The organism is Rhodococcus sp. KRD175 (assembly GCF_017168275.1).
GTDB lineage: Bacteria > Actinomycetota > Actinomycetes > Mycobacteriales > Mycobacteriaceae > Rhodococcoides > Rhodococcoides fascians.
Genome location: NZ_JABFAQ010000008.1, coordinates 109,743 through 124,392, shown reverse-complemented (window position 1 = coordinate 124,392; position 14,650 = coordinate 109,743). Strand labels below are relative to the sequence as shown.

Below are 14,650 nucleotides of genomic sequence, written 5' to 3'. Positions count from 1 at the left end.
CGCCTGTCGACATATGAAAGGGTCAGGACAACGGATTCAGACCCGACGTGACGGGACCCTCCAACACGGAGCCGTCGGCAGCGAAACGCGAACCGTGCAGCGGGCAGTCCCAAGACTTTTCGGCATCGTTCCACGCCACGATGCCGCCGAGGTGCGGGCACACCGCAGACACGCGGTGGGTGACGCCGTCGACGGTGCAGACAGCCTTCGGTGCGATGCCGGGCTCGACGTGGCCCTGACCCTCGACCAGTGGGGTTTTCGAGCCCCCGGTGATCGGCTTCGCCCATCCTTTCGTCATGTTCAGTCCCACGTTGGCATTGATACGGATCGCGTCGACGATGCCGGTGAGTTGGCGCAGATTCCAGCTGTCGTACGCGCCGGCCCAGTCGGTTCGACCGCCGAACGCCCGCTGTGCAAGAACGAGCGCGGACGCCGCGGCGTTCGTCATTCCCCATTTGTCGTACCCGGTGGCGACCCAGATGCGATCGTCGCCGGGCAGCAGTGGTCCGGCGTACGGCAGCGCGTCGATCGACCCGTAGTCCTGCGCGGACCATCTGTATCGTCGTCGGGCTCCGGGGAAGTTCTCTGCGGTCCATTCGTCGAGGTCGTTCACCTGTGCCTGCGGAGAAGACTCGCGCCCGACGACGTGATCGTTTCCACCGATGAGGAGTAGATCGCCGGCCGGGGTGGGCGCGTACCGGATCGATCGGCTGGGGGAGTCGGCCGAGAGGTACATTCCGCGTGGAACGTCGCCGTCGATCTCGTACGCGGCGGCATACGACCGCATCGGTTCCATTCGAGCGAAGAATGCACCGCGATCGAGAATGGGTGTGCCAGTGGCCAAGACGACCCGCGACCCGCGGAGTGGACCCTGATCAGTCTTGACGTCGACGTGACGAAGCCTTCGTCTCACACCGAGTGCTCGGGTGCCTTCGGTGATGTCCGCACCCGCGCTCGAGGCGTCCTCGGCCAGGGCAATGAGGGCGTCCATCGGATCGAATTGAGCTTGGTCCGGAACAGACACGGCACCGGCGACATCGAAGGGAAGTTCGGTGTCGGTGCCGTAGGAGGCGTTCAGTCCGGCACCGAGAGCGACGCGCAATTCATCGCGAACGGCGGTGAGACCGGAGCTGGTCGTGGCGTACGTGTACGCCGTCTCGCGTTGGACCGCTATACCCCGCTCCGCGCAGTATTCGAGCAGCCATTGCTGCCCAGCAGTGTTGCCCTGCACGTAACGCCGCACCTGCTGGTGCGAATGTTTCGACGCTATCGACGACAGCTTCGTGCCCTGCAGAACACTGATCTTGGCTGTCGTGTTTCCCGTCGCGACGGCACCGATCGTGCGGGCTTCGAGCACCGCGACGCGTTCTCCGGCTCGTGCGAACAGCAGGGCGGTGACCAAACCTGTGAGTCCGGCCCCGATGACCACGGTGTCGTACTTCTGTCTGAAATCGATCGCGCGGTAGGGCGTGCGGTCGGGTCGGTCGAGCCAGAGTGAGTTGGGCGGCATACAACCGAGTTCCCGCCTTCGTCGTCGCGAAACCCGGCAAAACCAAGAGGCAGTGCGCCGTCGTCAGTGAACGATGTCGCCGGGCGGACGCGCAAGAGCGACGCAATTGCGGCCGTTGCGTTTCGCGCGATACAAAGCCTCGTCGGCGGCGGCGAGTGTTCGGTCGAACACGGTGCGGGTGGAGCGTGGATCCACCTGTGGCAGTGCGGCACCGACGCTGACGGTGATCGGGATGTCGTCTGCGACGTTATGGACGGCCTGTCGAAGGCGCTCGGCGAATTCGCCGAGCGTCGGCGTCGGATCCGGGACGAGGACGACGAATTCGTCGCCGCCCAGTCGTGAGACCGTCGCGTGTCGGCCGGCGCTCATGGTCAATCGCATTGCCGTCAGCCTCAACGCGACATCGCCCGCGGAGTGGCCGTGGTGGTCGTTGACGGCTTTGAAGTGGTCGATATCGATCAGCAACAAGGCCGGACGAACGGGGTCGTTGCCGGCACCGACTGCTCTGGCTTCCAGGCCTCGCCGGTTCAGCACTCCGGTCAGTGGGTCGGTCATCGCGTCGGACAGATGAACCCGAGAGGAGTGGAGTACTGCTCGTGAGAACGCCGACAGCAGCGTGACAGCGCCGTTGATCACCGTGATGGCCACGACGACTCGGAGGACGACCGATACGGCGTCGGTAGGGGTCTTCGCCAGCGCTGAAGATCCGAGTACGAGCATGTACACCGTGCTCCACCCGACGTGGAACCAGATCACTTTCGGTCGAGCGAAGTGCGCGGCGTACGCACCGACCAGTGCGAGAAGCATCGCACCCTGAAGCGCTGCTAGAGGATCAGCGTAGGTTGCCGTCACCACGGTGACACCGAGTTCGCAATACACGACGAACCAGTTGTTGACGGGTGCGCGGCGAGACCACCAGTCCATCCCGAATTCGGCTTTGCTCATGATCCGGGCGACGGGAATCGTGCTGATGCACACGGCGTAGGTCAGTACGGTGCCGAGTCCTTCGGTGGGGCCGTCCTGCGTGAACGTGGTGCCGATGCCGAGCAGCCCGAACAGCAGAGTCTGAACGACAACCCCCGTCCGCAGCAGCGGGTCGGGTGTCTCGTCGTTCGCCCGCATGCCGGCCGGTCGCTCGGTGGGCGCACGTCTTGCCGGTGAGTCCCGATGTCTACCCACCGAAACCGTCTCGTGTCATGTCCGATCGCCAGCGCAGACTGGCTCGGACTGCCTCCCCGACACGGTCGGCGAGGTCGGCGGCGAGTGGCTCGGAGTGGTGAAACGTAGTCGCCTGTTTCGGTTTCGACAACCGGGCCGCTTCGAGCTTCGGTACATGCCCGTCGATGCCCAACCGGAAGGCACTGTCCGGAGTCATTCGAGTCGAGGGTATGCGTTCGGCGTTGCGCGGAACCGCCGAACAGTCGATGGTGAGCAGCGATCGATCCGGGCGCGCGAACGTTTGCTTGTCGGCAAGCGCAACATACAGTCCGTCGTTCGCCTCGGCGCGCGTCGCCAGTCGTGCGACGACCCGTCGAATACGCTGCTGGCACTGTGTTCGGTCCGACGACACGACCAGCTCGGCACCCGGGACGGCAGATCGTGTGCTGCGCGCCGACTCCGTCAAGGACGTCCAGATTGCGTCGTCGTCCTCACCGAAATATGTTCGCAACAGCCAGAGTTCGGAGCTGCTCGCGCCGTCGGGCATGGTGATCCAATCCGAGAACTGTGGGGTGCACCGAACGTGCGGTCAGGCGGAGGGGACAGCCCGGAGCTGCACGGGCACAGTATCGACGAGGAAGGCCAGCTGATCTCCGATCACCGAGGAGAACAGCGGCTCCACGTACGGGTCGAAATGACCGCCTACGTAGGTTCGAACCGTCGCACCGCGAACTTTCGCCGCGGCGCGTTGTGCGACGGACGCCGGGGTCACTGTGTCTTCGGACGCAATCTGCACCAAAGTGGGGCAGTCGATACGTGACATCGTTCTCCCGGGGGAGTAGCGCCAGATTTTCAGAAGGATTCGTGCAGCGACGGTTTCGGGGTAGTCGCCGTCGGACAGTCCGGACTCGAGGACGAGACGGTCACGCCCCTTCATCGCGTCGGGCGAGACCATCACGGCTCGTTGGCCGGGTAGTCCGACGCTGTCGACGTAGCGCGGCGATCGGCCGAGGGCAGCGCGCACAGCGTCGGACATGGCGGCCGGTGCCAGCCGCACAGCCTGTCGCAATCCGGTTGCGCGAACGGCAGCAATGCCGTCGATGTGAGGTACCTGGGCGATGACGGCTGCGAATCGAACCCCGTTGCCCGCCAACGTCAGTACGTGGCCACCGGCGAACGACGTCCCCCAGCCGACGACCCGATTGTCGTCGACTCCGTCTAATGCGCGAGCGAAGTCGACTGCGTTTCGCCAGTCGGTGAGCTGTTCGTTCACGTCCAACAACTGGCGCGGTTCGCCCTCGCTGTCCCCGAAGAACCGGTAGTCGAAGACGCACACCACGTAACCGGCCGCGACGAAACGCTCCGCGTAGGCGTACAGGCGCATGGCTCGGGGACTACCGAACCCGTGGGCCATGACAATCACCGGCAGACGGTCGGAGGCCGGGCTGCGTGGCCGGAAAACCGTAGTGGCGCAACGAACTCCGTTCGAGTGGAATGACGTCTCGGTACGGGTGAAACCGGTGTGGTCGTCGGTGATCATGCCATTGTTCCTCTGTTCAGCAAAGACTGTATGGATCGAGACTCGCTACTTGAAGGGGTTGAGTGTCCGGCCGAGGTAGTACCCGATACGTGTCGGAATCGGTTTGGCTGCAACAGCAGTCGCTTTGTTGACCAACCCGGGCACGCACACCGGAGTGCCGTTCTCGACCGCGCGCCATCCCTCGCGAACGACGTCCTCGGGGTTCTGCCACAGGATCGAGGGGAGCTTGGATGTGGCCGCCTCCCTGGTTCCCATGACGTCGTGGAACTCGCTGTGCGTGAAGCCCGGGCAGAGCGCGGTGACGTGAATGCCGTGGGGACGCAGCTCCATGTCGAGTGACTGCGACACGTCGAGTACGTAGGACTTGATGCCGGTGTACAGCAGACTGGCTGCGGGCGGAAGGAGGGCCGCCAGCGACGAGAGGTTGACGATGCGTCCGTATCCTCGCTCTTTCATGCCAGGAACAGTGAGGTGAGCAAGTTCGGTCACCGCCGTGATCATCACCTGGATCTCCGCGGCCAGCGACTCGAATGGAGCGTCGGCGAACTTCGAATTCCCCGACATTCCAGCATTGTTGACGAGTATGTCGATGTCGACACCCAGGGCTCGCGTGCGCTCCATGATCGCGCGGGGAGCGTCGCGATCGGCCAGGTCGGCGGCCACCACGTCGCACCGCACGCTGTGGCGCGTGGTGAGCTCGTCTGCCAGTGCAGTCAACCGATCCTCGCGACGGGCTACCAGAACGAGGTTGTGTCCCTCGGCGGCGAGGTGACGGGCGAAGGCCGCGCCGATGCCTGCGGATGCGCCGGTGATCAGGGCTGTGCGTCCGGTGTTCGACATCTGCCACGTCTCCATCTCTTGAACGGTCATCAAGAACGGTAGCAGTGTCTTGAATGGCATTCAAGATAAACTCCGGGACATGCCCAAGAATCGCGGACTACACGACAGAGAGAGCAAGCGCGACGACATCGTCGCCGCTGCCCGCGAGATGTTCGTATCCGACGGTTTCGAGCGCGCATCGATCAGCCGTCTGGCGAAAGCTGTCGGGATCACCCCGAACACCGTGTACTGGTACTTCGACGACAAGGACGACATCCTGGTCGCAGTGCTGACCGCTATCGCGGCCGAGGACGCGGCAGATTATGCGACCGTCGCGGATCGATCCCTGGCCGACCGTTTGGTCTGGCTCGTGGAGCAACTGCAGAGGGTGGGCCCTCTGGTATCGACGGTGCACGACCGAGTTGCCAAGTCGGCAGCAATCGAACACTGGCACAACGGTTTCCACCACTTCGCGGAATCGTTGTTCGCTTCCGATATCGAGAAGGCTGGACTGTCCGGGTCCGAAGCCGATGCGATGCTGCGCATCGGGACGTTCGTCGTGGAGGGATTGCTGACGCACGCCCCGGCTCCGGAGGTCGTCCGTTCGGTGATCGATCGATTGGTCGCGACCATACCGCCTGTTTCGCGTACCAGCTCTACCGAATGACTCTGGTGCGCTGTGGATCTCGTGGTCAGTCGGTCAGCAGGCCGATCTCGGCAACTGTCAGGTCGGTCCGCGGGTCCCGCCACACGGCCGTTCCGTCGCGCACCACCGGCAGGAGCAGTCGCTTCTCCTGGATCGGCCACTGGATGAACGGGTAATAGCCTGCGAGTTCGCCCTGCACCGAGTCGGCAACGACGACCGTGGCCTCGGCGAGCGTTTGATCGATATGCAACGCGCCGAACGAAAAGCCTCGGAACTGCTCGAGGGCGGGCCTCCGGTGATGCGGGACGGGTTCGAGCCCGACATGGCAGTGCCCGGTCTCCATCAGTGCGATCGTCCATTCCGACCGCTCGATGTGCTGTTCGCTGCCGTGCTTGCGGCAGTACAGATCACGCCCCACGGCACCGCACGCGTCGACGATCCGAGTGGGTGCGCCGTGACCGGAGTCCGGGACGAACGGAAGACGCCACTCCTCGACGCATTCGAAAGCCTGCCATTCCATCGCTTCAGGCTGGCATACGAGCGCGCTGGGGCGATACCGAATTATGTTCGGCCGCCCCGCAGACCCGCGGCCCTGAAACCCGGTGCTCCCCCTCGAAGAACAGTAGGTGAGATGAGCCGCTGACGTTCGTCGATCAGACCGTCAACAAGGATTTCACTGCGAGCAGGTCCACCTGACGGATGGTCGGCGGCTCGGCCAGAAGCTCCTGCTGGCGTTCGCGGAGGGACTTCACAATGCTGCCGTGCAGGTGGTCCTGTCGGCCGTCCTCGTCGGGGAACGTGTCGTAGATCGCGAACGTGTGCTCGCTCAACTTGATTGCGTACCAGGTTGTGGTGCCCGGCTCGTCGATTGCGTGCGCGTGCATCTCGGTGAGCCAGTTTTCCAGGGCGTCTGCCGTGTCGGGTTTCGCGGTGAGGGTGACCAGGAGTCCGACGTTGCGGGGTGCGACGCGAATGGTCGTCGGCGGGGCCGGACGGGGACCGGTCGTCGCGGCGGGCCGAAAGGCCGCGCCGGGATGGTCGTCACGCAGACGCGGCTGCCCCAGCACGAGTTCTCGCAGGGAGGTGGCCTCGGTTCGGTTGGTGTCGGGAATCAATCCGCGGCGACGGAGTTCGGGGGTGATCAATTCACCGAAGTCGCGGAAGGTTTCGAAGTTGGTGACGCGAGCGATGTTGAAGCCGTCGACGTCGGCGATCTCGATCCACTCCTCGAAGTGATCGACGATCGTCTTCGGTGAGCCCACGATGCTCGCGCTCATGCCGCCCACGCACAGCCACTCCGCCAGTTTGCGTGGTGTCCATACCAATTCGCTGTCGACCCGAGTGAGCATGTCGCTGAACGCACGGATGCCGTCGCCTCGGAACTGGTCCAACGGCTTGTCGGGGTCGGCTCCCGAGAGATCGACTCCGGTCCATCCGCCCCACAGTGCCAGAGCGGCGTCGACCTGGGCGTGCTTCTGAACCTGCAGCAGTTTTTCGTGCGCGGCCTCGTCGGTCTCGGCGACGATGGGAGTGAGCATCATGATGATCTTCAGGCTTCGCGGATCGCGTCCCTGCTCGGCGGCCAACATGCGGTACTGGTCGACGATGGGGCGAACGTCGTGGGGGTTGACTCCGACGAGGAAGACCGCTTCGGCGTGCTTGGCGGCGAACTTGCGCCCCCGGGCCGACGCCCCGGCCTGGAACAGGAACGGCGTGCGTTGCGGGGACGGTTCGCCCAGATGCGCACCGGGAACGGTGAAGTACTTACCGGCATGGTCGATGTCGTGCACCTTGGACGGCTCGGTGTAGACGCCACGAGCGCGGTCGCGCACCACCGCGTCCTCTTCCCACGAGCCCTCCCACAGCTTGTAGCAGACCTCCATGAACTCGTCGGCGATCTCGTACCGCTCGTCGTGCGAGATCTGCTGCGTCAGGCCGAGATTGACTGCCGCGCTCTGCTGGTAGGACGTCACGACGTTCCACGCCACCCGGCCTTTGGTGAGGTGGTCGAGTGTCGTCATGGTCTTGGCGAACTTGTACGGCAGCTCGTAGGTGGACGAGACCGTCGCACCGTAACTCAGCGTCTTCGTCGCCGCGGCCATGGCCGAGATCGTCAACAGCGGATCGGCTACGGGTGCCTGCGCAGCGGTACGCAGTGCGGCGTCTCGGTTGCCGCCGTACACGTCGTAGAACCCCAGGACGTCGGCCAGGAAGAGGATGTCGAAACCCGCCGCTTCCAGCGTCTGGGCCAATTCCACCCAGTACTCGATGTCGGTGTAGCGGTGAGTCTGGTCATCGGCGTCGGTCCACATGCCGGGGTTCTGGTGCACCACGCACGCCATGTCGAAAGCGCTCAGTACCAGCTGCTTGCGTGCGGTGTCGGGCCCTGCGTTCATGTTCGGCTCTTTCGATCAGCTGGTCGGAGTAGTGGGGTGAACCTGCTGCTCATCGCAGGTCGGTCGACATCAGACCTTGGAGGCGAGCACGTCGAACGACTGCATCGACGGCGCGTGCGCGAGCAGGTCGTCGGACAGTCGGGTGAGCACCGGATGGCCGTCCTGGCCGAGGGGCGCCTTGCTTTCGGACGAACCGAAGATTCCGAACTCGGTGTTGGTGATTCGATACGCGTACCACGTCGCGGTCTGCGGATCCCGCGCCACCGATCCGAGTGCTTCGCCCAGGATCGCGGCGACCTCGTCCTGCTTTCCCTCTCGTGCGACCAGGTGGATCAGAGTTCCGTTGTTGAGCGCCATGCGGTGCGACTGTCCTCACTGTTGGGCAGACCGACGTCCACCACGAATCGAGCATCGTTACCGAAGCTAACCCGTCCGAGTCCGTGCAGCGACGGTTCGAATCACCCTGATTCGAAGCCTGGCCAACGGTCGCCGAGCGTGCGAGAGCGGATGGTGGCCTAATCTCGAGGCGATGCGAATAGCGGTGGTGGAGGACGACGACGGCGTCGGCGACGCGTTGGTGGATGCGCTGACCGAGGTGGGGCACGACCCTGTCCGGATGCGCCGCGGTGCCGACCTACTGCTCGGGTACCACGGCATGGGTGTCGTTCTCCTCGATCTCGGCCTGCCCGACATGGACGGCCTCGAGGCGCTTCGTAAGCTGCGGACCCTGAGTTCGGTGCCCGTGGTGGTGCTGACCGCGCGGGACGACGAGCGGTCGGTGGTCCGAGCTCTGCGCGCGGGCGCGGACGACTACGTCGTCAAGCCCGCTCGGTTGGGGGAGTTGCACGCAAGGCTGGAAGTGGCGGCGCGGCGACGGAGCGCAACGAGTGATGCGGCGGTGGATCGGCTCGAGTTGGGCGACGTGGTCGTCGATCTCGTCGGGCGCAGTGTCGAAGTCGACGGGCGAGACATCGGGCTGACCACCAAAGAGTTCGACCTGCTCGCGCACCTGGCGACTCGGCGTGGTGAAGCGGTGAGCCGCGAACAGCTGATGGATGCGATCTGGGGCGATGCGTACGTGGCGATCTCGCGATCGCTCGACGTGCACATGACGACGTTGCGTGCCAAGCTCGGCCGACCCGGGACCATCGCCACGATCCGCGGCTTCGGCTACCGCTGGGACAGCTGACGTGCGGCGCCGGGTTCTCGTGGTGCTGATGGTCTACTCGGCCGTCGTCGTTCTCGCGCTGTCGGTTCCGCTGGGATTGTTGCTGGGTCGCGAACGCGCCCAACGATTCGGTGAGAATCGAGCTGCCGCTGCAACGTATTTCGCGGAACTGAGCTCCCGGGAGGACGAGTCGGGTGATTCTCGAATCCGAGAGTCGGTGCAGCGCTACAACGATCTGTACGGCGAGGGGATCGTGGTGGTCGACCGCACCGGAGCGGTCCGTGCTGCATCGGGTCTGGATACGACGCGCACGGACGTTCAACAGGCGGTGGCCGGTGCGCTACGCAATCAACGCGGTGGCCTTCCGTCGAGTGTGACGCCGTGGTCGCCGTCGTCGGTACTGGTGGCTGCACCGGTCGGTGGGGGAACGCAGGTCGACGGTGCCGTGGTGATCGCAGCCTCCACCGACGCGGCCCGCCGGGATGTGGCGATCGGGTGGGCGGTGATCGCTGTCGGTGCGCTGCTGATCTTGGCCACGGTGGCGCTGATCGCTGCCGCGTTGTCGCGCTGGGTCGTTCGTCCACTGACGTCGTTGTCGATGCGAGTCCAATCGTTCGGCGACGCCTTTCACGATCGCCGGCCTCTCGACGACGCGCCACGTCTCGAGTCGGACGCACACGTCGGTCCGCCCGAGGTTCGAGCGCTCTCGCGTGCGTTCGACGCAATGGCAGACGATGTGGAGAACGCGACCGCTGCGCAGCGCCGTCTGGTGGCCGACACCGCTCACACGTTGCGTAACCCGCTGGCGGCATTACGGATTCGACTGGACGTGTTGGGAATGCGGGTGCCCGAATCGGTCGCCGAAGCGCACCAGCGAACGACACTGGAGGTCGATCGGCTCGACTCCGTCGTCGAGGATCTTCTCGTTCTCGCTGCTGCCGAGACGCCGGTCCTGCATCGCGAGACCGCGTGCGACGTACTGTTCGTGCTCACCGACAGAGTCCGATTCTGGTCGAGCGCACTGACAGTGGCCGGGTTGACCGTCCGTGTCGCGGATCGCGACCCGGGAGCCGATCACACTGCTGCGGTACCGGAGGAAGACCTGGTGCGCATGCTCGACGCGATCCTGAGCAACGCGACCAAGTACGCCGGTTCGGGAGCGGAGGTCGACATCGACTGCCGAGCCGGCGACGATCACGTCGTGGTGTCGATCAGCGACACCGGCCCGGGTGTATCCGCCGCCGAATTGCCGATGATCGCGGACCGGTTCTTTCGGGCATCGAGTGCTCACGGGGCGGGAACGGGCCTCGGCCTGGCAATAGTCGCGGCCCTGATCGAGCGAGTGGGCGGACGCCTCGAGGTCGACGCTCATCGACCGTCCGGTTTGATCGTCCGAATGCTGCTCCCGCGCCACGGCTCGAGCGGGTCTCTGTCCTAAGGGAGTGTTAGGAAACGCGAAACAGCTTGGTTCTCGCTGTGCTGGGGGTCACAGTAGAGGGACTTCGGTTGCCGTCACGCGTTCGGCGACCCACCCGCAAGCTATCTGTGGAAGGACCTGCCCATGGCCAACGAGGCCACTTCGACCGCTGGTTCGTCTCGTGCGAACCCGCCGGTCTCGTCTCCCGCAGCCACCCGCCGCGCCGTCTACAACACACTGCGTGGGTCGTCGGGCAACCTCGTCGAGTGGTACGACGTGTACGTCTACACCGTCTTCGCGACGTATTTCGAGAATCAGTTCTTCGATTCGGCGGACAAGAATTCGACCATCTACGTTTACGGGATCTTCGCGGTCACGTTCCTGATGCGTCCGGTCGGTTCGTGGTTCTTCGGACGCTACGCAGACCGGAACGGTCGCCGAGCTGCACTGACATTCAGTGTCTCGCTGATGGCGGCCTGCTCGATGGTCATCGCGTTCACCCCCGGCCGGGAGAGCATCGGTGTGTGGGCCGCGGTCATTCTGATTCTGTGCCGTCTGGTGCAGGGCTTCGCCACCGGTGGTGAGTACGGAGCGTCGGCGACATACATGTCCGAGGCCGCCACTCGTGAGCGTCGCGGATTCTTCTCCTCGTTCCAGTACGTCACGCTGATCGGTGGCCACGTTCTGGCGCAGGTCACGCTGCTGCTCATGCAGGTCTTCTTCGAGCGGGAGCAGATCGAGGACTTCGGTTGGCGCATAGCGTTCTTCATCGGTGGCGTCGCCGCAGTGGTTGTCTTCTGGCTGCGCCGCAGCATGGACGAGTCCCTGACGAAGGATCAGCTCGAGGCAGTTCGTAGCGGTGCCGATCAGGCGTCCGGATCTCTCAAGGAATTGGTCGGAAAGCATTGGCGCGCTCTGCTGATCTGTTTCATGGTGACCGCCGGTGGCACCATCGCGTTCTACACCTACAGCGTCAATGCACCCTCGATGATCAAGGCAGCGTACGAGGACCGCGGAATGACCGGGACCTGGATCAACCTGTTCGGGCTGATCTTCCTGATGTTGCTGCAGCCCATCGGCGGCTTGATCAGCGACAAGGTGGGACGCAAGCCTCTGCTCGTCTTCTTCGGCGTCGGTGGCGTGCTCTACACCTACGTGCTCATCACGTATCTGCCGTCGGCGACGTCGGTGGTGCAGTCACTGGCGCTGGTCTGCGTCGGCTACGTCATCCTCACCGGCTACACCTCGATCAACGCGATCGTCAAAGCCGAATTGTTCCCCTCACACATCCGCGCCTTGGGAGTCGGCCTCGGTTACGCGCTGGCGAACTCCGCGTTCGGTGGTACCGCTCCGTTGATCTACCAGGCCGCGAAGAACGGTGGGCACGTCGGGTGGTTCATCCTGTACGTGACCGTCGTCATCGGCATCTCGCTCCTGGTGTACATCTTCGTGCTGCGGAACAAGACCGAGACCGTCCTCGACAGGGAGCAGGGCAAGGCCTTCGCGTGACCTGTGACGACTTACAGTGAGTGACATGCTCCGGCCCGCTGCGTTGTTCTCTCGAAGAACAGCTCTGCGGGCCGGTGTCGTGTCGCTGACCGCAGTGGCCATGGGAGCCTGCGCCACGGACCCGCCGATGCAACTGCGCCTGGCGGCGGGCGAGGTGGGCGGCTTCTTCTGGGAGTTCTCCGGCCTGCTGTCCGACGCGGCTGCCGGAATGTCGGAGGTCGAGGTAGTGCCGCTCACGACATCCGGTTCTCTCGACAACCTCTACGCGTTGATCTCCGGTCGTGCCGAACTGGCGATGACGCTGATCGACGCCGCATACAGCCACCCGAGTACCGACCTGGCCGCGGTCGGATGTGTCTACGAGAACTACTTTCAGGTCGCTGTGCGGGCGGACTCGACCATCCTCGCAGCGAGTGATCTACGGGGACGACGAGTGAGTACCGGCGCGCCCGGATCGGGGGCGACGGTTCTCTCGCATCGGATCCTCGACGCGGCCGGCGTCTCGGGACCGGATGCAGTTCGTGAAGTTCAATTGTCGATGAAGGCGGCTGCGACCGCGTTGTCCGACAACGAGATCGACGCGGTGATGTGGGCGGGTGGATTGCCGACCCCGGCTTTCGCCGAGCCGCGCAGCGAGATCCGGTTGCTCGAACTGGGCAGTCTCGTTCCGAACCTGCGTCGGGCGTTCGGTACCGCGTACGAGGCGGTCCCGGTTCCGGCGAACGTGTACGGCTCGCACCCGGAGGTGACGACCGTCGGAATTCCGAATCTGCTGTTGGCCCACCCCGATGTGCCGAACCGAGTTGTCGCCGCACTGGTGAGCGTTCTGCTCGACCGATCGTCGGCCCTGGTTCCCGGGCAAGCGATCGGCAGCCAATTTCTCGACGCACGCTCACTGGTCATGACGGGCGGTATTCCTCTGCACCCCGGGGCCGAAGAGGAATACCGCGCTCGACACGGTTAGACGGCGGGCACTACCAGCTCACAACCTCGCTGCGAGTCGGTGGTACGCCGCGTTCCATCGGAGAGTCTGCTGGAACCCACGCGTCGTGGTGCCGGAATCGATGGCGAGCAGCTCGACACCGATCATGTCCGAGAATGCCTCCAGCACAGGCAGACCGATGGCGGTGCTCAACACCGTGTGGTGGGGTGCGCCTGCAGTCAACCACGATTCGGCCGACACCGACAGCGAGGGCTGCGGTTCCCACACTGCGCATGCCACGGGTAGTTTCGGCAGCGCCTCGTCGGGCTCGACCACGTCGATCACGTTGGCCGTCAATCGGAATCGCTCACCGACGTCGGACAGTCCGACGACGACGCCATGCCCCGGATCGGCGGTGAATCGCAGCCGCACCGGATCCTCGCGGCCGCCGATCGAGAGTGGATGAATTTCCAGTGTCGGGCGGGACGTCGTGATGGACGGGCACACCTCCAGCATGTGTGCACCGAGGATCTTCTCCTCACCGGGGACGAGGTGGTAGGTGTAGTCCTCCATGAAGGACGTACCGCCCTCCAGTCCCTCGGCCATGACCTTCATACCGCGCAACAACATCGACGTCTTCCAGTCGCCCTCGCCGCCGAAGCCGTAACCGTCGGCCATCAGTCGCTGCACCGCCAATCCCGGCAACTGACGCAGGCCGCCGAGGTCCTCGAAATTGGTGGTGAACGCCTTGAACCCGCCGTCGGTGAGGAACTGCCGCATTCCCGCTTCGACGCGTGCGCCGTAGCGGAGGGAGTCGTGACGAGCCCCGTCCTTGTCGAGGCTCGGTGCGGTGTCGTAGAGCGACCGATACTCGTCGACGAGTTCCGAGACGGCCGACTCGCTGACGCTGTCGACAACGTCCACGAGATCGTTGACGCCGTAGGTGTTCACGGAGACGCCGAACCGCAGCTGCGCCTCCACCTTGTCGCCCTCGGTGACCGCGACGTCGCGCATGTTGTCGCCGAAGCGGGCCAGTTTCAGCGAACGCAATTCGGCCCGGCCGAGTGCCGCGCGCGCCCACTGCTCCGCCCGCGTCCGTACCGACGGATTGTCGACGTGGCCCGCGATGGTGGTGCGCAGTACGCCGACCCTGGACTCGATGTGCCCGAACTCGCGATCACCGTGCGCAGCCTGGTTCAGATTCATGAACTCCATGTCGATCGTGGACCAGGGCAACGACATTCCGGCCTGCGTGTGCAGGTGCAGCAGTGGAACATCGAGCGCGTCCAGGCCTGCGATCCACATCTTGGCCGGCGAGAAAGTGTGCATCCAGGTGACGACGCCGATGCAGTCCTCGGCGGCGTTGGCCTCGCGCATGCACCGCAGGATCGCGGACGCGTCGAGCAGCACCGGCTTCCAGACGACGGATACCGGTAGTGCGCCGTCGAGTTTGTCTGCGATCTCCCGTGATTGGACTGCCACCTGCTCGAGCGTCTCGGGACCGTAGAGGCCTTGACTGCCGGTGAGAAACCATACTTCGGACATGGAGAATGTACCTTCCGTGG

At 64.5% G+C, this 14,650-nt stretch carries 13 protein-coding genes and 1 pseudogene; 5 read left to right on the top strand and 9 right to left on the bottom strand.

The features are described from left to right. Nucleotides 1–22: 22 nt before the first annotated feature. The 5 genes from J1M81_RS15340 to J1M81_RS15320 all read right to left on the bottom strand — a co-directional run bounded on the left by J1M81_RS15340 (nt 23) and on the right by J1M81_RS15320 (nt 5,048). Nucleotides 23–1,510 (bottom strand): FAD-dependent oxidoreductase, encoded by a 1,488-nt coding sequence (locus J1M81_RS15340; protein ID WP_032372996.1) that lies wholly within the window; start codon nt 1,508–1,510, stop codon nt 23–25. A 63-nt stretch (nt 1,511–1,573) separates the two neighbouring features. Further along, nucleotides 1,574–2,632, bottom strand: coding sequence for a GGDEF domain-containing protein (locus tag J1M81_RS15335; protein WP_032372995.1), 1,059 nt, complete (start codon nt 2,630–2,632; stop codon nt 1,574–1,576). 49 nt (nt 2,633–2,681) lie between these two features. Beyond that, nucleotides 2,682–3,215, bottom strand: coding sequence for a hypothetical protein (locus J1M81_RS15330; RefSeq protein WP_032372994.1), 534 nt, complete (start codon nt 3,213–3,215; stop codon nt 2,682–2,684). A 42-nt stretch (nt 3,216–3,257) separates the two neighbouring features. Beyond that, entirely contained in the window at nt 3,258–4,208 is a 951-nt protein-coding gene (locus tag J1M81_RS15325) for an alpha/beta hydrolase (RefSeq protein WP_045842023.1), read from the bottom strand. 45 nt (nt 4,209–4,253) lie between these two features. After that, nucleotides 4,254–5,048: an SDR family oxidoreductase gene (locus tag J1M81_RS15320; RefSeq protein ID WP_032364794.1), complete on the bottom strand. Its 795-nt coding sequence runs from the start codon at nt 5,046–5,048 to the stop codon at nt 4,254–4,256. A 79-nt stretch (nt 5,049–5,127) separates the two neighbouring features. Here J1M81_RS15320 and J1M81_RS15315 point away from each other — a divergent pair, with 79 nt between their 5' ends. Further along, the gene (locus J1M81_RS15315) at nt 5,128–5,694 is read left to right on the top strand and encodes a TetR/AcrR family transcriptional regulator (RefSeq protein ID WP_032372992.1); all 567 of its coding nucleotides are present in this window, start codon (nt 5,128–5,130) and stop codon (nt 5,692–5,694) included. Nucleotides 5,695–5,719: 25 nt separating this feature from the next. On the opposite strand, the gene J1M81_RS15310 is transcribed toward J1M81_RS15315, so the two are convergent. The 3 genes and pseudogenes from J1M81_RS15310 to J1M81_RS15300 all read right to left on the bottom strand — a co-directional run bounded on the left by J1M81_RS15310 (nt 5,720) and on the right by J1M81_RS15300 (nt 8,426). Next, entirely contained in the window at nt 5,720–6,193 is a 474-nt protein-coding gene (locus J1M81_RS15310) for a hypothetical protein (RefSeq protein ID WP_032372991.1), read from the bottom strand. Nucleotides 6,194–6,671: 478 nt separating this feature from the next. Then, a pseudogene (locus J1M81_RS15305) lies at nt 6,672–8,069 on the bottom strand (LLM class flavin-dependent oxidoreductase); the annotation flags it as partial. Between the two features lie 69 nt (nt 8,070–8,138). Further along, nucleotides 8,139–8,426 carry a hypothetical protein gene (locus J1M81_RS15300; RefSeq protein WP_032372989.1) on the bottom strand — a complete coding sequence of 96 codons (288 nt, stop codon included), beginning with the start codon at nt 8,424–8,426 and terminating at the stop codon, nt 8,139–8,141. Between the two features lie 172 nt (nt 8,427–8,598). Here J1M81_RS15300 and J1M81_RS15295 point away from each other — a divergent pair, with 172 nt between their 5' ends. From J1M81_RS15295 to J1M81_RS15280, 4 genes are all read left to right on the top strand, one after another. Further along, entirely contained in the window at nt 8,599–9,258 is a 660-nt protein-coding gene (locus J1M81_RS15295) for a response regulator transcription factor (RefSeq protein WP_032368848.1), read from the top strand. Nucleotide 9,259: 1 nt separating this feature from the next. Beyond that, nucleotides 9,260–10,675: a HAMP domain-containing sensor histidine kinase gene (locus J1M81_RS15290; RefSeq protein WP_283348320.1), complete on the top strand. Its 1,416-nt coding sequence runs from the start codon at nt 9,260–9,262 to the stop codon at nt 10,673–10,675. Nucleotides 10,676–10,798: 123 nt separating this feature from the next. Further along, the gene (locus J1M81_RS15285) at nt 10,799–12,163 is read left to right on the top strand and encodes an MFS transporter (protein ID WP_032372988.1); all 1,365 of its coding nucleotides are present in this window, start codon (nt 10,799–10,801) and stop codon (nt 12,161–12,163) included. 25 nt (nt 12,164–12,188) lie between these two features. Further along, nucleotides 12,189–13,127 (top strand): TAXI family TRAP transporter solute-binding subunit, encoded by a 939-nt coding sequence (locus J1M81_RS15280; protein ID WP_206498292.1) that lies wholly within the window; start codon nt 12,189–12,191, stop codon nt 13,125–13,127. An 18-nt stretch (nt 13,128–13,145) separates the two neighbouring features. Here J1M81_RS15280 and araA read toward each other — a convergent pair whose 3' ends face one another. Continuing rightward, nucleotides 13,146–14,630, bottom strand: a complete 1,485-nt coding sequence (gene araA / locus J1M81_RS15275; protein WP_206498291.1) for an L-arabinose isomerase — start codon at nt 14,628–14,630, stop codon at nt 13,146–13,148. Nucleotides 14,631–14,650 lie beyond the last annotated feature (20 nt).

What these genes read in the sequence shown, in the direction of transcription:
- J1M81_RS15300 (WP_032372989.1), bottom strand. Translation starts at nt 8,426, where the DNA reads ATGGCGCTCAACAACGGAACTCTGATCCACCTGGTCGCACGAGAGGGA.
- J1M81_RS15310 (WP_032372991.1), bottom strand. Translation starts at nt 6,193, where the DNA reads ATGGAATGGCAGGCTTTCGAATGCGTCGAGGAGTGGCGTCTTCCGTTC.
- J1M81_RS15330 (WP_032372994.1), bottom strand. Translation starts at nt 3,215, where the DNA reads ATGCCCGACGGCGCGAGCAGCTCCGAACTCTGGCTGTTGCGAACATAT.
- araA (WP_206498291.1), bottom strand. Translation starts at nt 14,630, where the DNA reads ATGTCCGAAGTATGGTTTCTCACCGGCAGTCAAGGCCTCTACGGTCCC.
- J1M81_RS15295 (WP_032368848.1), top strand. Translation starts at nt 8,599, where the DNA reads ATGCGAATAGCGGTGGTGGAGGACGACGACGGCGTCGGCGACGCGTTG.
- J1M81_RS15325 (WP_045842023.1), bottom strand. Translation starts at nt 4,208, where the DNA reads ATGATCACCGACGACCACACCGGTTTCACCCGTACCGAGACGTCATTC.
- J1M81_RS15335 (WP_032372995.1), bottom strand. Translation starts at nt 2,632, where the DNA reads ATGCGGGCGAACGACGAGACACCCGACCCGCTGCTGCGGACGGGGGTT.
- J1M81_RS15320 (WP_032364794.1), bottom strand. Translation starts at nt 5,048, where the DNA reads ATGTCGAACACCGGACGCACAGCCCTGATCACCGGCGCATCCGCAGGC.
- J1M81_RS15315 (WP_032372992.1), top strand. Translation starts at nt 5,128, where the DNA reads ATGCCCAAGAATCGCGGACTACACGACAGAGAGAGCAAGCGCGACGAC.
- J1M81_RS15285 (WP_032372988.1), top strand. Translation starts at nt 10,799, where the DNA reads ATGGCCAACGAGGCCACTTCGACCGCTGGTTCGTCTCGTGCGAACCCG.
- J1M81_RS15340 (WP_032372996.1), bottom strand. Translation starts at nt 1,510, where the DNA reads ATGCCGCCCAACTCACTCTGGCTCGACCGACCCGACCGCACGCCCTAC.
- J1M81_RS15280 (WP_206498292.1), top strand. Translation starts at nt 12,189, where the DNA reads ATGCTCCGGCCCGCTGCGTTGTTCTCTCGAAGAACAGCTCTGCGGGCC.